General features: G+C 52.9%; 21 protein-coding genes and 2 pseudogenes. 12 read left to right on the top strand and 11 right to left on the bottom strand.

Translation table 11 applies throughout. The annotated features are described in order from the left end of the window. Position 1: 1 nt before the first annotated feature. The 5 genes from appC (at position 2) to NA986_RS02715 (ending at position 6,391) form a co-directional block, all read left to right on the top strand. Positions 2-1,546, top strand: a complete 1,545-nt coding sequence (gene appC / locus NA986_RS02735) for a cytochrome bd-II oxidase subunit 1 (RefSeq protein WP_000263613.1) — start codon at positions 2-4, stop codon at positions 1,544-1,546. Positions 1,547-1,557: 11 nt separating this feature from the next. Continuing rightward, a complete protein-coding gene (gene appB, locus NA986_RS02730) occupies positions 1,558-2,694 on the top strand; it encodes a cytochrome d ubiquinol oxidase subunit II (RefSeq protein ID WP_000888110.1) in 1,137 nt (378 codons plus the stop codon). Positions 2,695-2,706: 12 nt separating this feature from the next. After that, on the top strand, positions 2,707-2,796 hold the full coding sequence (gene cbdX, locus NA986_RS02725; RefSeq protein ID WP_000270301.1) for a cytochrome bd-II oxidase subunit CbdX: 90 nt from the start codon (positions 2,707-2,709) through the stop codon (positions 2,794-2,796). A 394-nt stretch (positions 2,797-3,190) separates the two neighbouring features. Beyond that, the gene (locus NA986_RS02720; protein ID WP_001526439.1) at positions 3,191-4,465 is read left to right on the top strand and encodes a Glu/Leu/Phe/Val family dehydrogenase; all 1,275 of its coding nucleotides are present in this window, start codon (positions 3,191-3,193) and stop codon (positions 4,463-4,465) included. Between the two features lie 213 nt (positions 4,466-4,678). Then, positions 4,679-6,391, top strand: coding sequence for an alpha,alpha-trehalase (locus tag NA986_RS02715; protein ID WP_000612829.1), 1,713 nt, complete (start codon positions 4,679-4,681; stop codon positions 6,389-6,391). A gap of 62 nt (positions 6,392-6,453) precedes the next feature. Here the strand turns inward: NA986_RS02715 and NA986_RS02710 are convergent, their stop codons facing one another. Beyond that, complete coding sequence (locus tag NA986_RS02710; RefSeq protein ID WP_000511323.1) at positions 6,454-6,708, bottom strand: GlsB/YeaQ/YmgE family stress response membrane protein; 255 nt, start codon at positions 6,706-6,708, stop codon at positions 6,454-6,456. A 168-nt stretch (positions 6,709-6,876) separates the two neighbouring features. Here NA986_RS02710 and ycgR point away from each other — a divergent pair, with 168 nt between their 5' ends. After that, positions 6,877-7,611, top strand: coding sequence for a flagellar brake protein YcgR (gene ycgR, locus NA986_RS02705; protein WP_000017418.1), 735 nt, complete (start codon positions 6,877-6,879; stop codon positions 7,609-7,611). Between the two features lie 13 nt (positions 7,612-7,624). Here the strand turns inward: ycgR and emtA are convergent, their stop codons facing one another. Next, positions 7,625-8,236 carry a membrane-bound lytic murein transglycosylase EmtA gene (gene emtA, locus NA986_RS02700; RefSeq protein WP_000776974.1) on the bottom strand — a complete coding sequence of 204 codons (612 nt, stop codon included), beginning with the start codon at positions 8,234-8,236 and terminating at the stop codon, positions 7,625-7,627. A 170-nt stretch (positions 8,237-8,406) separates the two neighbouring features. Between emtA and ldcA the strand changes: the two genes are divergently transcribed. Together ldcA and NA986_RS02690 are read left to right on the top strand one after the other, a co-directional pair. Continuing rightward, positions 8,407-9,321, top strand: coding sequence for a muramoyltetrapeptide carboxypeptidase (ldcA, locus tag NA986_RS02695; protein WP_023216855.1), 915 nt, complete (start codon positions 8,407-8,409; stop codon positions 9,319-9,321). Positions 9,322-9,417: 96 nt separating this feature from the next. Continuing rightward, positions 9,418-11,133, top strand: a pseudogene (locus NA986_RS02690) (potassium/proton antiporter); the annotation flags it as partial. Here the strand turns inward: NA986_RS02690 and NA986_RS02685 are convergent. From NA986_RS02685 to NA986_RS02675, 3 genes and pseudogenes are all read right to left on the bottom strand, one after another. Next, positions 11,089-11,208, bottom strand: a pseudogene (locus NA986_RS02685) (hypothetical protein); the annotation flags it as partial. The pseudogenes NA986_RS02690 and NA986_RS02685 overlap by 45 nt on opposite strands. Positions 11,209-11,212: 4 nt before the next feature. After that, positions 11,213-12,283: a catabolic alanine racemase DadX gene (gene dadX, locus NA986_RS02680; protein WP_000197906.1), complete on the bottom strand. Its 1,071-nt coding sequence runs from the start codon at positions 12,281-12,283 to the stop codon at positions 11,213-11,215. Positions 12,284-12,296: 13 nt separating this feature from the next. After that, positions 12,297-13,595 (bottom strand): D-amino acid dehydrogenase, encoded by a 1,299-nt coding sequence (locus NA986_RS02675; RefSeq protein WP_001266938.1) that lies wholly within the window; start codon positions 13,593-13,595, stop codon positions 12,297-12,299. A gap of 322 nt (positions 13,596-13,917) precedes the next feature. Between NA986_RS02675 and NA986_RS02670 the strand changes: the two genes are divergently transcribed. After that, positions 13,918-15,450 carry a SpoVR family protein gene (locus tag NA986_RS02670; RefSeq protein ID WP_000190832.1) on the top strand — a complete coding sequence of 511 codons (1,533 nt, stop codon included), beginning with the start codon at positions 13,918-13,920 and terminating at the stop codon, positions 15,448-15,450. A gap of 46 nt (positions 15,451-15,496) precedes the next feature. Here the strand turns inward: NA986_RS02670 and fadR are convergent, their stop codons facing one another. Next, on the bottom strand, positions 15,497-16,216 hold the full coding sequence (gene fadR / locus NA986_RS02665) for a fatty acid metabolism transcriptional regulator FadR (RefSeq protein WP_000234826.1): 720 nt from the start codon (positions 16,214-16,216) through the stop codon (positions 15,497-15,499). Positions 16,217-16,435: 219 nt separating this feature from the next. Between fadR and nhaB the strand changes: the two genes are divergently transcribed. The 3 genes from nhaB (at position 16,436) to NA986_RS02650 (ending at position 19,102) form a co-directional block, all read left to right on the top strand. Continuing rightward, positions 16,436-17,980: a Na(+)/H(+) antiporter NhaB gene (gene nhaB / locus NA986_RS02660; RefSeq protein WP_000406444.1), complete on the top strand. Its 1,545-nt coding sequence runs from the start codon at positions 16,436-16,438 to the stop codon at positions 17,978-17,980. A gap of 141 nt (positions 17,981-18,121) precedes the next feature. Further along, entirely contained in the window at positions 18,122-18,652 is a 531-nt protein-coding gene (dsbB, locus tag NA986_RS02655; RefSeq protein WP_000943475.1) for a disulfide bond formation protein DsbB, read from the top strand. Positions 18,653-18,760: 108 nt separating this feature from the next. Beyond that, positions 18,761-19,102 carry a DUF1971 domain-containing protein gene (locus tag NA986_RS02650; RefSeq protein ID WP_000018967.1) on the top strand — a complete coding sequence of 114 codons (342 nt, stop codon included), beginning with the start codon at positions 18,761-18,763 and terminating at the stop codon, positions 19,100-19,102. A gap of 71 nt (positions 19,103-19,173) precedes the next feature. Here the strand turns inward: NA986_RS02650 and NA986_RS02645 are convergent, their stop codons facing one another. From NA986_RS02645 to NA986_RS02625, 5 genes are all read right to left on the bottom strand, one after another. After that, positions 19,174-19,347: a GnsA/GnsB family addiction module toxin gene (locus NA986_RS02645; protein ID WP_001083582.1), complete on the bottom strand. Its 174-nt coding sequence runs from the start codon at positions 19,345-19,347 to the stop codon at positions 19,174-19,176. 192 nt (positions 19,348-19,539) lie between these two features. Next, entirely contained in the window at positions 19,540-19,677 is a 138-nt protein-coding gene (locus NA986_RS02640) for a hypothetical protein (protein ID WP_001519337.1), read from the bottom strand. A 351-nt stretch (positions 19,678-20,028) separates the two neighbouring features. Continuing rightward, on the bottom strand, positions 20,029-20,475 hold the full coding sequence (locus NA986_RS02635) for a YcgN family cysteine cluster protein (RefSeq protein WP_001285703.1): 447 nt from the start codon (positions 20,473-20,475) through the stop codon (positions 20,029-20,031). 92 nt (positions 20,476-20,567) lie between these two features. Next, positions 20,568-21,227 carry a fumarylacetoacetate hydrolase family protein gene (locus tag NA986_RS02630; RefSeq protein WP_001519895.1) on the bottom strand — a complete coding sequence of 220 codons (660 nt, stop codon included), beginning with the start codon at positions 21,225-21,227 and terminating at the stop codon, positions 20,568-20,570. 49 nt (positions 21,228-21,276) lie between these two features. Further along, a complete protein-coding gene (locus tag NA986_RS02625; protein ID WP_001525604.1) occupies positions 21,277-21,570 on the bottom strand; it encodes a YcgL domain-containing protein in 294 nt (97 codons plus the stop codon). Positions 21,571-21,661: the final 91 nt, after the last annotated feature.

Raw genomic sequence — 21,661 nt, 5'->3', positions numbered from 1 at the left:
CATGTGGGATGTCATTGACTTATCGCGCTGGCAGTTTGCGCTGACCGCGCTGTATCACTTTTTATTTGTTCCTCTTACGCTTGGGCTGATTTTTTTGCTGGCCGTCATGGAGACGATCTATGTGGTGACGGGGAAAACCGTCTACCGCGATATGACGCGTTTCTGGGGCAAGCTCTTCGGGATCAATTTTGCTCTCGGTGTGGCTACCGGCCTGACCATGGAATTTCAGTTCGGGACTAACTGGTCGCTCTATTCCAACTATGTGGGCGATATTTTCGGCGCGCCGCTGGCGATGGAAGCGTTACTGGCCTTCTTTCTCGAATCCACTTTTGTCGGCCTGTTCTTTTTCGGCTGGCAGCGGCTGAATAAATACCAACACCTGCTGGTCACCTGGCTGGTGGCCTTCGGCTCCAATATTTCAGCATTATGGATTCTGAATGCCAATGGCTGGATGCAGTATCCTACCGGCGCTCATTTCAACATCGATACATTACGGATGGAAATGAGCAGCTTCAGCGATCTGGTCTTTAACCCGGTGAGCCAGGTGAAATTCGTCCATACCGTCATGTCCGGTTATGTCACCGGCGCCATGTTTATTATGTCCATTAGCGCCTGGTATCTGCTACGTGGCCGCGAGCGTGAGGTGGCCTTGCGCTCGTTTGCTATCGGCTCAGTATTCGGCACCCTGGCCATTCTGGGAACCCTGCAACTGGGGGACAGTTCGGCCTACGAGGTCGCCCAAATTCAGCCGGTGAAACTGGCGGCGATGGAAGGCGAATGGCAAACCGAACCCGCGCCCGCGCCGTTTCATCTGATTGCCTGGCCGCAGCAGGAACAGGAGCGTAATGCATTTGCCGTGAAGATCCCTGCTCTGCTGGGTATTCTGGCCACCCATTCGCTGGATACGCCGGTTCCGGGGTTAAAAAACCTGATGGACGACGCTCTGCCGCGCCTGAAGCGTGGCCGGGAGGCCTGGTTACTCATGCAGGAGATAGCGCAAGGCAATCGCTCGCCGCAGGTACTGAATGCGTTTCACGCCGTTGAGGGCGATCTGGGGTACGGCATTCTGCTGGCGAAATATGCCCCGGATATGAACCATGTGACGCCGGAGCAGTATCGTGCGGCCCAGCGTGGCGCTATTCCTCAGGTGGCGCCGGTGTTCTGGAGTTTCCGTATTATGGTCGGCTGCGGTTCGCTGCTGTTAGTAGTGATGTTGATTGCGTTGATACAGACGCTGCGAATGCGTATCGACCAGCATCGCTGGGTATTGCGTATGACGCTGTGGAGCCTGCCGTTACCGTGGATTGCCATTGAAGCCGGTTGGTTTATGACGGAGTTTGGCCGTCAGCCCTGGGCGATTCAGGACATTCTGCCGACCTGGTACGCTCACTCCGCGCTGACGCCGGGCCAGTTGGCCTTCTCAATGGGGCTTATCCTCGGACTTTACACCCTGTTTTTAATCGCGGAAGTCTATCTGATGCAGAAGTACGCGCGTCTTGGGCCGAGCGCCATGCAACATCAACAACAAGCGCAACAACAGGGATAAAGGAGACAATCATGTTGGATTATGAAACGTTGCGGTTCATTTGGTGGCTGCTGATCGGCGTCATCCTGGTGGCATTTATGGTAACTGACGGGTTTGATATGGGTGTCGGTTGCCTGCTCCCGCTGATAGCGCGCAACGATGACGAACGCCGGGTATTGATCAATAGCGTCGGCGCCCACTGGGAAGGAAACCAGGTATGGTTGATTCTCGCGGGCGGGGCATTATTCGCCGCCTGGCCACGGGTCTATGCCGCCGCGTTTTCCGGTTTTTATGTGGCGATGATCCTGGTGCTGTGTGCCCTCTTCTTTCGCCCGCTGGCCTTTGATTATCGGGGTAAAATCGCCAATGCCCGCTGGCGCGCGCTGTGGGATACCGGTCTGGTTATCGGCAGCCTGGTTCCCCCCGTTGTATTCGGCATCGCGTTCGGCAACCTGTTTTTAGGCGTGCCGTTTGCCTTCACGCCGCAGCTTCATGTTGACTATTTTGGCACCTTCTGGCAGTTACTCTCGCCCTTTGCCCTACTGTGTGGATTATTGAGCCTGTCGTTGGTGATTATGCAAGGAGGCGTCTGGTTACAGTTGAAAACGGAGGGCGTTATTCGTCAACGGGCTCTGTCGGCCACCCGCCACAGCGCGCTGCTGATCGTGATCTGCTTCCTGCTGGCCGGTTACTGGCTATGGGCAGGCGTTGATGGCTTTGTCTTGCTCACGCAGGATGCCAACGGCCCTTCCAATCCGCTCTTAAAAGGCGTGGCGATACTCCCAGGCGCATGGATGAACCACTTTATACGCTCGCCGCTACTGCTCATCATCCCGTTGCTCGGTATGATCCTGCCGATTCTGGCTTTCTATGCCTGCCTTCGCGGTCAGACTATTCGTGGATTTCTGTTCGCTTCCCTGACCCAGGCCTGCGTCATCTTTACCGCCGGCATAACGCTATTTCCTTTTGTGATGCCGTCGAGTGTTAGCCCTCTCTCCAGCCTGACGGTGTGGGACAGCACCTCCAGCCAGATGACGCTCGAAATCATGCTGGTGATTGTGCTGATTTTTCTGCCGATCGTACTGCTCTATACGCTATGGAGCTATTACAAAATGTTGGGGCGTATCAACCTGGAGACCCTCCGCCGCAACGATCATGAACTTTATTAGGGAGCGGGAGCGATGTGGTATTTACTGTGGTTTGTCGGCATTCTGCTGATGTGCTCACTGTCGACACTGGCGCTGGTATGGCTTGAGTCGCGTCAACAATAAAGAGGTAAACCGGGGCCAGCGCCGTCTGACTCCGGTTATTTTTATCTTTTTACGCGCCTGGCGAAGACGTTTCCCCGCCGACAGGACGACATAACATTGATACATTTCGTTATCATAACGTTTACTTTTAGAGGTGCGTCATAATTATGACAAATAGCCGCCTTGCACATATCACGCATATTTAAGCAAATAATTGCATAATTAGCGACATATCACCTCTTACAGCGGATAGTTAACCACTTCCCATCCAAAATCATAACGAAAATCCAACTGCCTGCCATTTTTGATCTGAGTTAATTGTTTAAAAAAGTGTTAAATTTATCGCTACATGGTGTGATCTACTATGTACCACGGTCAATTAAAGAACATATTACTTTTATCACTAAGGTTTATCATGGATAAGTTATCTTACGCTTCAGATAGCAGCACATCTGCCTGGAATACCTACCTGCAACAAATCGAGCGTGTGGCCCCTTATCTGGGCGAGTTATCCCCCTGGGTGGATACTCTGCGCCACCCAAAACGCGCTCTGATCGTCGATATTCCGGTACAAATGGATGATGGCACTATTCGTCATTTCGAAGGATATCGCGTGCAGCACAACCTCTCCCGAGGTCCGGGTAAAGGCGGTGTTCGCTACCATCCTGACGTTGATCTCAATGAAGTGATGGCCCTGTCAGCATGGATGACCATCAAATGTGCCGCGCTGAACCTGCCGTACGGCGGCGCCAAAGGCGGCATCCGCGTCGATCCGTTCTCGCTGTCGGAAGGTGAACTGGAGCGTTTGACCCGCCGCTATACCAGCGAGATCGGCATTATCATCGGGCCGCAGAAAGATATTCCTGCGCCGGATGTCGGCACCAACGGTAAAGTGATGGCCTGGATGATGGATACGTATTCCATGAATCATGGCACGACGGTCACTGGCGTCGTCACCGGTAAGCCTATCCATCTTGGCGGTTCGCTGGGCCGTGAAAAAGCGACGGGACGCGGCGTTTTCGTCAGCGGGCTGGAAGCCGCGCGTCGGGCGAATATCGCCGTTGAAGGCGCTCGCGTTGCGGTTCAGGGTTTTGGTAACGTCGGCAGCGAAGCCGCGCGTCTGTTTGCAGGCGCTGGCGCCCGTGTCGTGGCGATTCAGGATCATACCGCAACGCTGTTTAACGCCACCGGTATTGACATGAAAGCGCTCACGGCATGGCAGACAGAACACAAACAGATAGCCGGTTTCCCGGGCGCGGAAACTATCGCCAGCGATGCGTTCTGGCGTCTGGAGATGGATATTCTGATCCCGGCGGCGCTTGAAGGCCAGATAACTCGTCAGCGCGCGGAAGCCCTGACGTGTAAGCTGGTGCTGGAAGGGGCTAACGGCCCGACCTATCCGGATGCTGATGATGTTCTGGCCAGCCGTGGTATCCTTGTGGTGCCTGACGTGGTCTGTAACGCAGGCGGCGTAACCGTCAGCTACTTCGAATGGGTCCAAGATATGGCCAGCTTCTTCTGGAGCGAAGAAGAGATCAACGCGCGCATGGACAAAATCATGACCGACGCGATCGTCCATGTCTGGGAGAAAGCGGCTGAGAAATCCTGTTCTCTGCGCACCGCAGCCTATATTGTCGCCTGTGAGCGCATTCTGCTGGCCCGTAAAGATCGCGGTATCTATCCGGGTTAAGGCGACAAATCATTACGCTAAAATCCACGTCCCGGCGTGGATTTTTTGTCTGTATACCCCGTTTTCCACGCGCGCACCGATAAATTCTGTCTCAATAAAATGTCTGTTTGTTCGCAAAATAGCGGTTCAATCACGCGTATCTGGTCATCGTAGACTAAGGTTTTGTCATGGTAAATGCCGTTGGCTTTGGCTCACCGCTAAGGAGATAACTTGATGATACCCCCAGAGATTCGCCGTTCTGTTCTACTACAGAAAGCCATAAAACTGGCGCTGGCAGGGACGCTGCTGACGTTTGCATCGTTTTCGGCGACTGCCGCAGACCCGTCTTCCGACACTGAAACTCCGCAGCCGCCGGATATTTTGCTTGGCCCGCTCTTTAATGATGTCCAGAATGCAAAACTCTTCCCCGATCAGAAAACCTTTGCTGACGCCATACCTAATAGCGATCCGCTCATGATTCTTGCGGATTATCGTATGCAGCGGAACCAGTCCGGCTTCGATTTGCGTCATTTTGTTGATGTTAACTTCACCCTGCCGAAAGCGGGTGAAAAATATGTCCCGCCGGCCGGACAGTCATTGCGTGAACATATTGATGGCCTGTGGCCGGTGCTGACCCGTTCAACTAAAAACGTCGAAAAGTGGGACTCGCTCTTGCCGTTGCCTGAATCCTATGTCGTACCGGGTGGGCGATTCAGAGAGATTTACTACTGGGACAGCTACTTTACGATGCTGGGGCTGGCGGAAAGCGGGCACTGGGATAAGGTGGCGGATATGGTAGCGAACTTTGGTTACGAAATTGACGCCTGGGGGCATATTCCTAACGGCAACCGTACCTACTACCTGAGTCGTTCGCAGCCGCCTTTCTTTGCGTTTATGGTTGAGTTACTGGCGCAACATGAAGGTGACGATGCGCTGAAAGAATACCTGCCGCAACTGCAAAAAGAGTACGCCTACTGGATGGAGGGCGTTGAGACATTGCAGCCAGGGCAACAAAACCAACGCGTCGTCAAACTGGAAGACGGCAGCGTTCTCAACCGCTACTGGGATGATCGAGATACGCCCCGCCCTGAATCCTGGGTTGAAGATATCGCTACCGCCAAAAGCAACCCCAACCGCCCGGCAACGGAGATCTATCGGGACCTCCGATCTGCCGCCGCCTCCGGCTGGGATTTCAGCTCCCGCTGGATGGATAATCCGCAGCAGCTCAGTACCATTCGTACCACCACGATTGTCCCTGTCGATCTTAACGCTCTGCTGTATCAGCTGGAGAAAACCCTCGCCCGCGCCAGCGCTGCGGCGGGCGATCGGGCCAAAGCCTCGCAATATGACGCGCTGGCCAACGCGCGGCAAAAAGCCATTGAAATGCATCTGTGGAATAACAAAGAGGGTTGGTATGCCGACTACGATCTGCAGAACAATAAAATCCGTGACCAACTCACCGCTGCCGCGCTGTTCCCGCTCTATGTAAACGCCGCCGCGAAAGATCGCGCCGCGAAAGTGGCGGCGGCGGCCCAGGCGCATCTGCTACAGCCTGGGGGGCTGGCTACCACCTCGGTTAAAAGCGGACAGCAATGGGATGCGCCAAACGGCTGGGCGCCGTTACAATGGGTCGCTGCCGAAGGATTGCAAAATTATGGGCAGGATGACGTGGCAATGGAAGTCACCTGGCGCTTTTTAACCAATGTGCAGCACACCTACGATCGCGAGAAAAAACTGGTCGAAAAATATGATGTCAGCAGTACCGGAACCGGCGGTGGCGGCGGCGAATATCCCCTTCAGGACGGCTTTGGCTGGACCAACGGCGTGACGCTGAAAATGCTCGATCTGATTTGTCCGCAGGAAAAACCGTGCGATAGCGTACCGTCTACTCGTCCGGCATCGTTAAGCGCAACGCCGACAAAAACGCCGTCTGCAGCGACGCAGTAACGCGTGTTTATAGTAGGTTGACCCGGTGCTGACCGGGTCAACGCTTACACGTTCTGCAGCGGTTAGCCGCGTCGCAGAAGGCGGAAAATCACCAGCACCACGATCGCACCCACCACGGCGACCAGGAAACTGTGCAGATTAAAGCCGCTGATACTGCCGCCAATACCAAACATCGTCGCCAGCCATCCGCCAACGACCGCCCCGACGATACCGAGAATACAGGTCAGGATAAATCCCCCGCCATCGCGCCCCGGCATAAGCAATTTGGCGATAACGCCGGCAATCAAACCAAAAACAATCCAGGCGATAATTCCCATTTGCAAACCCTCTTTCCAGTAAAAACGTTTTAAGTATAGGCAAAGTCGAGCGTCGCATTTCTGAACACTGATTTATCTCGCGGACATAAAAATTTATTTATCGCTATTAAGTTCTTTCTACCAATGCCGATAACCCAACGATAGTCTGCGTATCAGGGGTTATTTCGTGTGAGTGGTTACAATGAGCAGTTCCTGAAAAAAAATCCATTAGCGATATTAGGCGTGCTACGGGATTTAAATAAAAATCAGGTTCCACTGCGTATTTCATGGGCGCATGGTCAATTCATCAGTAAAATTTTGGCGGTAGACCCGGAAAAACTCATCGTGGATTACGGCAGCCAGGAATATGAAAATAGCGCCGTATTACGTGCCGGGCAGGTAGCCATTATCGCAGAAACGCAGGGCGCAAAAGTCGAGTTCACGTTGCCGCAACTCGTTACAGGTGAATATCAGCGGCTGCCAGCCTTTATCACGCCCCTGCCGTCGTCACTGTGGTTTGTCCAGCGCCGGGAGTATTTTCGCATTGGCGCGCCGCTGTATCCGCCTTATTACGGCGTCACCACGCTACCGGACACCCGTACGTTACGTTTTCGCCTGTTTGATCTTTCCCTGGGCGGCATGGGCGCGCTACTGGAATCCGCCATCCCCGACGGACTAATCGAAGGCGCACGCTTTTCGCAGGTTGAACTGAACATGGGGCCATGGGGGATTCTTCACGTTGACGCCCAGCTTATCGCCATCAGCGAGCGTAAAGTGATTGATGGGAAAAATGAAACGATCACCACTCCCCGCCTGAGCTTTCGTTTCCTTAACGTTAGCCCGGCGGTGGAGCGGGAGTTGCAGCGGATTATTTTTTCGCTTGAGCGCGAGGCCCGAGAAAGAGCGAATAAAGTGCGAGAATAATCTTCACGCTAAACTACATGGCGTCCAGCGCCTGCTGAAGCTTCCAGATATAGCGCGGCGCCTGCGGCGCGGGATGATTATCAACAACATGTTCAAAAAACTCGTCAGCATCCAGATCGTTAATTTTTTCTATCGCCTTCTTCCTGTCGGATGAAAAAGTACGCAATAACGCGCCTGCGCCGTTAGCATAAGAGACGACCAGCGCATATTGCATCACCTGCGGATCTTTGATGCCGGCCAGCGGCCCATTTTCCAGAATGCTCAGATACGCCGCGCCCATTGAGATGTTACGCTCAGGGTTTTTCAGCTCGCTGGTGGTCGGTTCGCCACGCCAGCCCATACGACGGTAAACGTCGCGCCCGGAGGTCGACGCCTTTAACTGCATCAGGCCAATCGCATTGGACTTACTGACCGCGTTAGGGTTGCCGCCGGATTCAATGGCGATAATCGCGGTGATTAAATGTGGATCAACCCCCCATGCCGCCCCGGCTTTTTCACTGATGGGCATCCACTGCATCGCACGCTTTACAGGCACTTCGGCATTCCACGGCGGATTCCTGTAATCCTGTTTTGAGCTACAGCCAGCCAGTATTACTACCAAAAAAGCAAACCATCTTAATTTCACGTCATCTATCCTTATAGCCGTAACTTATCTGCCGAAGAGGTCATACCGCCCCGGCCAGGTACTTAGGTTGCCTCCCTGGTGCGCATCCAGAAACGTCGCACAACGAGGGACATCGCCTAATATATGCGGCATGATATACATTTGCATTCTATTGTCAGCAAGGAATTACCATGTCTCTGTTTCATTTAATCGCCCCCTCGGGCTACTGTATTAACCAACAGGCCGCGTTACGCGGCGTTCAGCGCCTGACTGACGCGGGTCATCAGGTGGAGAATGACGAGGTGATTCGTCGCCGCTATCAGCGTTTTGCCGGTACGGACGCGGAACGGCTGGCCGATGTTAATTCGCTGGCCTCGCTAACTTCGCCGGATACGATCGTCATGCCGGTTCGAGGCGGCTATGGCGCCAGCCGCTTGCTGGATCGTATCGACTGGCAGGCGCTCGCCTCCCGGCAACAGCGCGATCCCTTACTGATTTGCGGTCATAGCGATTTTACGGCGATTCAGGCTGGACTCCTGGCACAGGCCAATGTCACCACCTTTAGCGGTCCTATGCTGGCGGCAAATTTTGGCGCCGAAACGCTGAATACGTTCACCGAGCAACATTTCTGGCTGGCGCTACGCAAGGCGCAATTTACCGTAGAGTGGCAAGGCGACGGCCCTCAGTGCGACGTACAGGGCACCTTATGGGGCGGAAATCTGGCGATGTTGATTTCCCTTATCGGTACGCCCTGGATGCCGACTATCGATAAAGGAATTTTAGTGCTGGAAGATGTCAATGAGCATCCTTTCCGGGTGGAGCGTATGCTTTTGCAACTGGAGTACGCCGGAATTCTAAACCGTCAGAGCGCCATCGTTCTCGGCAGCTTTAGCGGCGCGGCGCCCAACGAGTATGACGCCGGCTATTCTCTGGAGAGCGTCTACGCGTTTTTACGTTCCCGTCTGTCCGTTCCGCTGATTACCGGTCTCGACTTCGGGCATGAACAGCGTACGGTAACGCTCCCTATCGGGGCAAACGCGACGCTTAAAAATACGCGCCAGGGGACTCAACTCACTTTATCTGGTCATCCTACGCTGCAATTGTAAAAAAAGTCCCCGACAGGCTAAGTAAAACGCTGCCCTGGCCGTTATTATGTTAATGTTAAATAATACGAAGTCGTGTGAGTCAGGAGATATAAAACGTTGGATGCTGCAACAATTATTAGTCTATTTATTTTAGGTTCCATCCTTGTAACCAGCAGTATCCTGTTAAGTTCATTCTCATCGCGACTGGGTATCCCGATTCTGGTCATTTTTCTCGCCATTGGGATGTTAGCGGGTGTGGATGGCATTGGCGGTATTCCTTTCGATAATTATCCTTTCGCTTATATGGTCAGTAACCTGGCGCTGGCGATTATTTTACTCGATGGCGGCATGCGCACCCAAGCCAGCTCTTTCCGGGTAGCGCTGGGCCCCGCGCTGTCGCTGGCGACGCTCGGCGTACTGATCACGTCGGGGTTAACAGGTATGATGGCCGCCTGGCTGTTTCATCTGGATCTTATCGAAGGTCTGCTTATCGGCGCGATAGTCGGTTCCACTGACGCCGCAGCGGTCTTTTCTCTGCTTGGCGGCAAAGGGCTAAACGAACGTGTAGGCTCCACGCTGGAGATCGAATCGGGAAGTAACGACCCGATGGCCGTTTTTCTGACCATTACATTAATTGAGATGATCCAGAAGCATGAAACCGGCCTGGACTGGATGTTTGCCGTCCATATTATCCAGCAGTTCGGTCTCGGTATTGTTTTTGGCCTCGGCGGCGGTTACCTGCTACAGCAGATGATCAACCGTATTTCTCTGCCCAGCGGCCTGTATCCGATGCTGGCGCTCAGCGGCGGTATTCTGATTTTTGCTTTGACGACCGCGCTTGAAGGCAGCGGCATTCTCGCGGTCTATCTGTGCGGATTCCTGTTAGGAAACCGCCCGATTCGCAACCGTTACGGCATCCTGCAAAACTTTGACGGACTGGCCTGGCTGGCGCAGATCGCGATGTTCCTGGTTCTGGGGCTGCTGGTGACGCCTTCCGATCTGTGGCCGATTGCCGTCCCTGCGCTTATTCTCTCCATCTGGATGATTTTCTTCGCCCGCCCACTGTCGGTGTTTACCGGCCTGCTGCCATTTCGCGGCTTCAATCTTCGGGAGCGCATTTTCATCAGTTGGGTCGGACTGCGCGGCGCAGTGCCGATTATTCTCGCCGTTTTCCCGATGATGGCCGGGCTTGAAAACGCTCGCCTGTTCTTTAATGTCGCTTTCTTTGTGGTACTGGTGTCGCTGCTCCTGCAGGGAACATCGCTGTCATGGGCGGCGAAAAGAGCCAAAGTGGTCGTGCCTCCGGTTGGCTGGCCAGTATCGCGCGTGGGGCTTGACATCCATCCTGATAATCCGTGGGAGCAATTCATCTATCAGTTGAGCGCCGACAAATGGTGCGTCGGCGCGGCGTTGCGCGACCTGCATATGCCGAACGAAACCCGCATTGCCGCGCTATTTCGCAATAATGAACTGTTTCACCCCACGGGTAGCACTCGCCTGCAGGAAGGCGACGTACTCTGCGTGATTGGCCGGGAGCGCGATCTGCCAGCGCTGGGCAAATTGTTTAGCCAGTCGCCGCCGGTTTCGTTAGATCAGCGTTTCTTTGGCGATTTTATCCTCGAAGCGAATGCGAAATTCGCCGACGTGGCGCTTATCTACGGGCTGGAAGAAGGAACGGAATACCGGGATAAACAACAAACCCTGGGTGAAATCATACAGCAACTGCTGGGCGCTGCGCCGGTCGTCGGCGATCAGGTGGAGTTTGGCGGCATGATTTGGACGGTAGCTGAAAAAGAAGATAACGTGGTACGCAAGATTGGGGTACGCGTCGCCGAAGACGAAGCAGAATAAGGTCGCCGGACAACGTCGACCCGCCCCCGGTGGACCGGTCGACGCCTTAGCCTGAATTAGGTTACGTTGTCACAAACGGCACGCGCGGCGCTACGGCGCACAGTAGCTCATAGCCCAGCGTGCCTGCCGCAGAGGCGACATCATCGACCTTAATTTCTTTGCCCCATAATTCAACCGGCGTGCCGATTCCCGCCTGCGGACACGGCGTCAAATCCACCGCCAGCATATCCATTGAAACGGTGCCTACTGTTCTGGTACGGATACCGTCCACCAGCACGGGCGTCCCGGTCGGCGCATGGCGTGGATAGCCATCGGCATAACCCGCCGCGACGATGCCAATGCGTTGTTCCTGAGTCACAGAATACCTTCCGCCATAGCCTACCCTTTCACCCACGCTCAACGTCTGCACGCCAATAATTTCGCTACTCAGCGTCATCACGGGTTTTAGTCCGGTATCGGCAATATCCCGCCACTGTCCTGACGGCGACGCGCCGTACAAAATAATGCCCGGCCTGACCCAGTCATAATGCGCCTGGGGATGCCACAGTGTCGCTGCCGAATTTGATAACGAGTATGCACACTGCAGGCCTTCTGTCGCCAGCGCAATACGTCTCATCGCCTCCCCGATACCTTCCGGATGATCGGCCTGAGCAAAATGTGACATCAGGGTCATTTCACCGACATTGCGCATTGCCCGCAATTGCTGCCAGACGGTCTGCGCCCGCTCAGGCTGAAAACCGAGTCGGTTCATGCCGCTGTTGACTTTGACATAGATATCCAGCGGCGCGTTAAGCCGCGCATTTTGCAGCGCTTTCAACTGCCAGTTACTGTGGATGCAGGTGGTCAGCCGATAAGTGTCATACGCCTCCAGGTCTTGCGCATGGAAAAACCCCTCCAGCATTAATATCGGCCCTTTCCACCCGCGCTCACGCAGGGTAATCGCCTCTTCAAGGTTGAGCATAGCGAAACCATCTGTGGCGCCCAGCGCGCTCCAGACGCGTTCAATACCGTGGCCGTAGGCGTTGGCTTTCACTACCGACCAGACGCGCGCCTCTGGGGCCGCCCGGCGCACAATAGCCAAATTTTGTTTCATTACCTGTAAATCAAGGCTGGCCTGTATAGGGCGGGTCATTTCACTTCCTTTATCAGTTATGCGCGCTATGCAAACGTTGCGGGCGGGTGGGCGTAAAATCGGAACGGTATCGCGCCACGCTCAGATCGTCGTAGGGTATCGCTGGCGTACGACCCGACAAGATATCGCTTAACAACTGGCCTGAACCGCAGGCCATCGTCCAGCCTAAGGTACCGTGTCCAGTATTAAGCCACAGATTTTTATAACGGGTGCGTCCTACTACCGGCGTGCCGTCCGGCGTCATGGGGCGCAGGCCGGTCCAGAATGTGGCCTGCTCAATATGACCGCCGCGCGGAAAAAGATCGCGCACAACCATCTCCAGCGTCTCGCGGCGTGGTTGCAGTAAGTCGGTATTAAAGCCCACGATTTCCGCCATTCCCCCCACGCGAATACGCTTATCAAAACGCGTAATAGCGATTTTGTAGGTTTCATCAAGAATCGTCGATACCGGCGCGCCGTCTGGCTCGACGATTGGGATGGTTAATGAATAGCCTTTCAGCGGATACACCGGGATATCAACAATGCCTTTAAGCATCGCCGTCGAATACGATCCAAACGCCATGACATACGCATCTGCTTTAATGATCTCATCGGCGCATTTCACGCCGTAAATCTGATCATTTTCGTACAGTAATTTTTCCACGGGAGTATTAAAGCGAAAGGTTACGCCCGCCTGCTCCGCCATGCGCGCCAGACGCTGGGTAAAGAGCTGACAGTCCCCGGTTTCATCATTCGGTAAGCGCAGTCCGCCGGTTAATTTATGCGCAACCTCAGCCAGAGCGGGTTCAACTTCCGCCAGTCGGCTGGATTCCAGGAGCTGATACGGCACCCCGGCATCTTCCAGCACGGCGATATCACGGGTGGCGTTCTCATACTGTTGCGCGGTGCGGAAGAGTTGTAGCGTTCCCCCCTGGCGGCCTTCATATTCGATACCGGTCGCGGCGCGTAGCGTTTTCAGGCAGTCGCGACTATATTCCGCCAGACGCACCATGCGGCCTTTATTTTCCATATAATGCCGGGTATCGCAGTTACGCAGCATTTGCCACATCCACTTCAGTTGAAACGGGGTGCCATCCAGACGCACCGCCAGCGGCGCATGGCGCTGAAACATCCATTTTATCGCCTTCAGCGGTACGCCAGGGGCCGCCCAGGGCGCCGCATATCCCGGTGAAATTTGTCCGGCATTCGCCGCGCTGGTTTCTTGCGCCGGGCCGGATTCGCGATCGATGACGGTGACATCATGCCCCGCCTGACTCAAATACCAGGCGCTGGTCACGCCAACTACGCCACTCCCCAGGATGACAACTCGCATAGCCACTCCGTTAATAGTAAAAGAACAATCTTCTGATTACATCTTGATAACCCAGATGAAAATATTATTCAACATATGACTTTTTTATGGTGACGTGCTTCACATATACCCTAAAGACAAGCGATCCCACTGGTTTGGGATCTCCTGCTACGCGGCATGGCTATACAGCATAAAATGATGCCAATACCCGTTTTTTTGCCGTTCAGAGTGGAGGAAATCGCAAAGAAAAGTTTTCACGATCAAGTCGTTTTTTAACATGGTGTTCTATGCTTGAAAGGAGGCGCTCCATACAGAGAGCGTCGCCAACAATGAGGGTGCGCGAATGGCAACGATTGATTCCATGAACAAGGACACCACACGTTTGAGCGATGGACCCGACTGGACATTTGATCTGCTGGATGTCTATCTGGCAGAGATAGACCGCGTGGCGAAACTCTACCAACTGGATACTTACCCGCACCAAATTGAAGTCATCACTTCCGAACAGATGATGGACGCCTACTCCAGCGTCGGGATGCCGATCAACTATCCGCACTGGTCGTTTGGCAAAAAGTTCATTGAGACGGAACGTCTGTATAAGCATGGTCAACAAGGACTGGCTTATGAAATTGTGATCAACTCTAATCCCTGCATTGCCTACCTGATGGAAGAAAACACCATCACCATGCAGGCGCTGGTCATGGCGCACGCCTGTTACGGCCACAACTCCTTTTTTAAAAATAATTATCTCTTCCGGAGCTGGACGGATGCCAGCTCTATCGTCGATTACCTGATTTTCGCCCGGAATTACATTACCCGCTGTGAAGAACGCTACGGAGTGGATGAAGTAGAAAAACTGCTCGACTCCTGCCACGCGCTGATGAATTACGGCGTCGATCGCTATAAGCGCCCGCAGAAAATCTCGTTGCAGGAAGAGAAAGCGCGACAAAAAAGCCGGGAAGAGTATCTACAAAGCCAGGTGAATATGCTGTGGCGCACGCTGCCAAAACGCGAGGAAGAAAAAACGGTCGCCGAAGCACGCCGCTTTCCCGCTGAACCACAGGAAAACCTGCTCTATTTTATGGAGAAAAACGCCCCGTTGCTCGAGCCGTGGCAGCGCGAAATTCTGCGCATCGTTCGTAAAGTCAGCCAGTATTTTTATCCGCAGAAACAGACGCAGGTCATGAACGAGGGCTGGGCGACCTTCTGGCACTACACCATCCTGAACCATCTGTATGATGAAGGCAAAGTGACGGAACGCTTTATGCTGGAGTTTTTACACAGCCATACCAATGTCGTATTTCAGCCGCCCTATAATAGCCCCTGGTATAGCGGAATTAACCCCTATGCGCTCGGCTTTGCCATGTTCCAGGATATCAAACGTATTTGTCAGTCGCCCACGGATGAAGATAAATACTGGTTTCCGGATATTGCCGGTTCCGACTGGCTGGAAACGCTGCACTTCGCCATGCGCGATTTTAAAGATGAAAGCTTTATCAGTCAGTTCCTGTCGCCAAAAGTGATGCGTGATTTCCGTTTCTTCACGGTACTTGATGATGACAGGCATAATTATCTGGAGATCTCCGCCATTCATAATGAAGAAGGTTATCGGGAGATTCGATCAAAACTGTCGTCACAGTATAACCTGAGCAACCTGGAGCCGAATATTCAGGTCTGGAATGTGGATTTACGCGGCGACAGATCGCTGACGTTGCGTTATATCCCGCATAACCGCGCACCGCTGGATAAAGGCCGCAAAGAGGTGCTGAAACATGTGCATCGGTTATGGGGCTTTGATGTGATGCTGGAGCAACAAAATGAGGATGGCAGCGTAGAACTGCTGGAGCGTTGTCCGCCGCGCATGAACACGCTGTAATCGAGATGCTGCCCGGTAGTGTTTGCGCTTACCGGGCATCGCGGGATTATCGTCCCTGAATCGCTAAATCGCCGGGCAGATTTTTCTGCATCCGATGCCAAATCTCGCCGCTGTCATGCCCGTAACGTCGCACCGTTTCATACACCTGGTCGTGCGCGCCCTGCTCGCATAACGACGATAATTTATGATAGAAACCCAGTGCCAGACTGCGCGCTTCCGGATTGGCGAAATAGTGGCGACCAATGCGGGTGTATAACCCTTTCATGCCGTTCAGGATCAAGCCGTAAATAGGATTGCCGGAGGCGAATGCCAGACCACGAAAGATGTTATAGTCCAGATCGGCGAATGCATCGGCATGGTCGGCCACTTCGTGGGCAGTGGCCAGTACTTCCTGCGCCTTATCCGGGTGTTGACGCAACGCGGTACGAATAAAGATAGTAGAAATATTGGTACGCACCGACAACAAATTGTCGATCAGTTGCGGAACGCTTTCATGATCAAGGCGGGCCAGCGTTTCAAGGATATTCAGCCCTGACGTTTCCCAAAAATTATTAACCTTTGTCGGTTTGCCATGCTGAATGGTCAGCCAGCCATCTCGCGCCAGCCGCTGTAACACCTCGCGTAATGTCGTGCGCGTCACGCCGATCAGTTCGGAGAGTTCTCGTTCTGCCGGTAAGATCGTGCCAGGAGGAAAGCGGTTATTCCAGATACTTTCAATAATATACTCTTCCGCGAAACCCGCCGGGCTCTGCGCCTTAATGACCATAGTGAGATTTCCATTACACAGCAAAACATAGTTGTACTCATCATACCAGACGGGCGTAACACCTGATAGCGGACGCAATGAAGAAAAAGGGGATCAAGGCACCATTTCTGATATCGCCTGCCAATATCGTTAAGGACTTGCTTGCATTCGTCGCGCTCGCTACTCTCTGTGTTTAAACATAAAAACGCTATTTCATTTTTCTAGGTAAGGAAAAATTTCATGGAGATCTCATGGGGTCGCGCCATGTGGCGCAACTTTTTAGGCCAGTCGCCCGACTGGTACAAACTGGCACTACTTGTCTTTTTAATTGTTAACCCATTTATTTTCTTAGCTAATCCCTTTGTTGCCGGTTGGCTGCTGGTGGCAGAGTTTATCTTCACCCTGGCGATGGCGTTAAAGTGTTACCCCCTGCTGCCCGGCGGGTTACTGGCCATTGAAGCCGTCATCATCGGCATGACCAGCGCCGCCCATGTACGTGAAGAGGTTGCCGCCAACCTGGAAGTCTTGCTGCTGCTGATGTTTATGGTGGCAGGCATCTACTTTATGAAGCAGTTATTGCTGTTTATTTTTACCCGTCTGTTACTCAGTATCCGCTCGAAGATGGTTCTGTCGCTGGCCTTTTGCGTCGCCGCCGCGTTCTTGTCGGCTTTCCTTGACGCGCTTACCGTCGTTGCGGTGGTGATCAGCGTCGCCGTCGGTTTTTACGGGATTTACCATCGTGTGGCCTCATCGCGCGGCGAAGAGAACGATATGCTGGACGACAGCCATATCGATCCGCATTACAAAACGGTGCTGGAGCAATTCCGCGGATTCTTGCGTAGCCTGATGATGCATGCAGGCGTGGGGACGGCGCTGGGCGGTGTCATGACCATGGTCGGGGAGCCGCAAAACCTGATCATCGCTAAAGCGGCTGGCTGGCATTTCGGCGACTTCTTTTTGCGGATGTCGCCTGTCACCGTCCCGGTACTGGTATGTGGACTGTTAACCTGTATGCTGGTCGAGAAAATGCGCTGGTTTGGCTATGGCGAAACGTTGCCCGAAAAAGTCCGCGACGTTTTACAGCAATTCGACGATCAAAGCCGTAAGAAGCGCACCCGCCAGGATAAAATTAAACTAATAGTCCAGGCGATTATTGGCGTCTGGCTGGTTACCGCCCTCGCCCTCCATCTCGCGGAGGTGGGACTGATTGGTCTGTCGGTCATTATTCTGGCCACCGCGTTAACGGGTGTAACCGATGAACACGCCATCGGCAAAGCGTTTACCGAGTCGCTGCCGTTTACTGCGCTGTTAACCGTTTTCTTCTCCATTGTGGCGGTTATTATCGATCAACATCTTTTCGCGCCGATTATTCAGTTCGTCTTGCAAGCCTCTGAACACGCGCAGCTAACGCTGTTCTATCTCTTTAACGGCCTGTTGTCTTCCATCTCAGATAACGTCTTTGTCGGCACCATTTATATCAACGAAGCGAAGGCGGCAATGGAAAACGGCGCAATCAGCTTAAAACAGTTTGAGCTGCTAGCTGTGGCCATCAATACCGGTACTAACCTGCCATCGGTAGCGACGCCAAATGGTCAGGCGGCATTCTTATTCCTGCTGACCTCCGCGCTGGCGCCGTTAATCCGTCTCTCCTATGGCCGTATGGTCTGGATGGCGTTACCGTACACTATCGTACTGACCCTGATAGGGCTACTGTGCGTCGAATTCACTCTTGCGCCGGCCACCGAATGGATGACTCAGGCAGGATGGTTAGCAACGCTTTCGTAACGTTTGGCCGGGCAATACACCGCCCGGCTCCGATTTTTGCCTGATAATTATCCAATTACACATTATTTCATTTCCCGCTAGTGGCGCACGAATTGAATTGGTTTACACTGCGGTCTCTACGCATGTTGCAGGGAAATTATTATGTTGCGATTTTTAAACCAGTGCTCACGGGGTCGGGGCGCATGGTTACTGATGGCGTTTACCGCCCTGGCGCTGGAAATGGTGGCGCTGTGGTTCCAGCACGTCATGTTACTTAAACCTTGCGTGCTATGTATTTACGAACGTTGCGCCCTGTTTGGCGTGATGGGCGCGGGTCTGGTCGGCGCAATAGCGCCGAAAACGCCGCTGCGATACGTGGCAATGGTTATCTGGATTTACAGCGCCTGGCGGGGTCTACAACTGGCGTATGAACATACGATGATTCAGTTGCATCCCTCGCCGTTCATGACCTGTGACTTTATGGCGCGCTTTCCAGACTGGTTGCCGTTGGGTAAATGGCTGCCACAGGTGTTTGTGGCATCCGGTGATTGCGCCGAACGCCAGTGGTCGTTTTTAACGCTGGAGATGCCGCAATGGCTGTTGGGGATCTTTGCCGCTTACCTTGTGGTGGCGATAGCCGTCGTCATAGCCCAGGCATTTAAGCCTAAAAAACGCGACCTGTTCGGTCGTTGATACACACGCTCCTTCGGGAGCGTTTTTTTTGCCCGAAGCGTTGTTTGCCAGTGATTAAAAGGTGTATATTAAATACATCTTTTAATCACCACATCAGGGAGATGTCTTATGTCCCACTTACGCATCCCGGCAAACTGGAAAGTTAAACGCTCTACCCCCTTTTTCACCAAAGAGAATGTTCCGGCGGCACTGCTCTCTCATCACAACACAGCGGCAGGCGTTTTCGGACAACTCTGCGTGATGGAAGGCACCGTGACCTACTATGGCTTTGCGAATGAAACCGCGACAGAACCAGAAGTGAAAGTGGTGATTAATGCCGGGCAATTCGCCACCAGTCCGCCGCAATACTGGCATCGGGTAGAGCTGAGCGATGATGCGCGGTTCAACATTCATTTTTGGGTAGAGGAAGACCATCAGGGCGAGGAAATGTATCAACAGAAAAAAGCCTGACATCGGTAAACCAGTCACCACTGGGCGGCGTCCCGCCCAGTAGCCAGGTGATTAATGGCACTAATTAAACGCTAGAGTAGTTTAATTTTAACGTGGTATCCCTCAAGCCCTTTCATCGTTTCTCGCGGCGCGAACTCTATTTCGGAAACCTCTTGCCCGGTTTTCTTCCGTAGTTCGGCGACCTTTTTGCTAATGAGTGCCGCGATTTCCTCTTCTGCTTTATGTGTCAACTCTTCGCTGTTCATTGATTTCCTCCTTTGAACTCGCAAACGGCTAAGCGCAATAAGACAGTGTCGTCATGGACGCGCTACTATTTTAACGTACAAAAAATTATAGGCTATCTTTCTGAGGATTATCAGGATGTTTCGCTTTAGAAGATGTAAAAAAACCGCCTGGCACAGACGGTGCATCAGGCGGTTGGTTAATAGCACAAGACGCTATCTACGAGGATCTTCAACCTCATTCTGGGTATCCGGGTCGAGAGGATCGTCTCCCTCTGGTGTATCCGGAATATTTTCACCAGGAAGCGGCTCATCCTCTGGTAATGGATCGACTAAATCAGGACGTTCAGACATAAAGCCTCCAACGAACCATAGTTATTAAAGATACCCTACAGCACTACTTTTGGTTTTTCTTTGGATTTTTTCCTTCGTCTTCGGGTGTCTTATCAGGCTTCCTGGGCTGATCCTTTGAAACGCGCAACGGTTGGTTATTCATGGGGTAACTCCTCAGGATAGGCAGCGATATACTGCTTTGAAAGTATAGAGTCGCCGCCATACGTGCGCGAGCGCAGCGACAAGGCGCGTCAGGGAAGAATAGAAGGCAGTGATAACGCCAGGTGACGGAATTTGCACGCAATTCCTGATTTCAGGGGCCGCCCGGCGTAAATTAAAGAATTGTAAACAATCAGCCGTTTTGCCGAAGACTTATTCTGCCCACGACGGTTTATTTAAAATATGATCCTGCCAGTCCCGTACTTCAGATTCTTTAACCGCGATATGACGGACAGAAATTCGCTCGCCATGCATAGCGGCTTTCGATCCAGTCAGCAGCGGATGCCACGTCGGCAAGGGCTTACCTTCCGCCAACAAACGGTAGGCGCAGGTCATCGGCAACCATTCAAAGTCTGGCAAGTTTTCGCGAGTGAGTTTGATACAGTCGGGTTCAAATTCAAAACGGCGTTCATAATGACGGCACTGGCACGTTTTGATATTTAATTGCCTGCACGCCACGTTAGTGAAGTAGATTTCATCTGTATCTTCATCCATCAGCTTATGCAGGCAGCATTGACCGCAGCCATCGCACAGCGACTCCCACTCGGCATCGGTCATTTCATCCAGGGTTTTACGTTGCCAGAAAGGTGTATCGCTCATTAAAGTATCCGCCATTGCACTAAAGCTGCACCTTATAACCAGTCTGGCCTGCAGATGCAAGTTTTACCGCCGCTGAAGGCGGCAAGCAGATTTTACAGAACGCGGGTAGACAACGTTTCGCCATTAAAACGAATGTCCAGCTCATCGCCGCTTAATAATGGCCCCACGCCTGCCGGCGTGCCGGTTAGCACCACGTCCCCGGCTTTGAGCGTAAAATAGCGGCTCATATAGGCGATAAGGGGCACAATAGGATGAATCATATCCGCGGTCGACCCTTGCTGGCGAACCTCGCCATTAACATTAAGCCCGATAACCGTATTTTGCGGATCTCCGCAGAAGGCCGCGACAGGGATGAAGCCTGAAATCGGACATGCGTTATCAAAACCTTTGGCTTTTTCCCAGGGCTGTCCGGCCTTTTTCATTTTCCCTTGAATATCGCGCAGGGTTAAATCAAGCGCCACGCCATAACCGGCTATCGCTTTACGTACATGATCTTCGGTCGCCTGGCGGAGCGTTGCGCCAATCAGCACAGCAAGCTCAACTTCATGATGAACAGCGCCCATATCCGCCGGAATCGCCAGCGGCTGGCGAATATCACACAATGCGGTTTCCGGCTTGATAAAAAGCACGGGTTCTTCCGGCGTCGCGCTGCCCATCTCCTTGATGTGATTTGCGTAATTACTGCCCACGCAGACCACTTTACTTACCGGGTAATCAAGCAAGGCGCCTTGCCAGTTACGATGTTGATACATATTTTCCCCTAAGATCATGATGGAATTCAGGCGCGGCGCCGAATACCGTTTAACGGTCAGCGGGCGACGTATTTTGTCCCACCGAAGAAAGATGTTGTTTCAGCAAATCTTCCGGCGGCGGCGGCAATTGTAAATAATAGCCCTGCTCGCTTAACGCCTGTTTTACTTTTTCGAGCTCGGCATTGACTAATTTTTTACGTCCATCAAGCGGCAGCATCATCGCTAACTGCGGCTGACCGAATCCTTTCATCAACGCTTCAGGCACTCGCGAAAAATCGTCTTTTTTTTCGACATACAAATAGGTTTGATCGCGCTTGCTACTTCTATAGATCACACAAAACATACTTTTACTCTGAATTAACGGGATGGTGACTTGCCTCAATATAATACTGACTATAACATGCCTTCTGGACTTCGGAATATCACTCCGTATC

The organism is Salmonella sp. NW177 (genome assembly GCF_051811585.1).
Classification (GTDB): Bacteria; Pseudomonadota; Gammaproteobacteria; order Enterobacterales; family Enterobacteriaceae; genus Salmonella; species Salmonella enterica.
The sequence above is the reverse complement of the archived record's forward strand: the minus strand, read 5'-3'. Positions and strand labels throughout refer to the sequence as shown.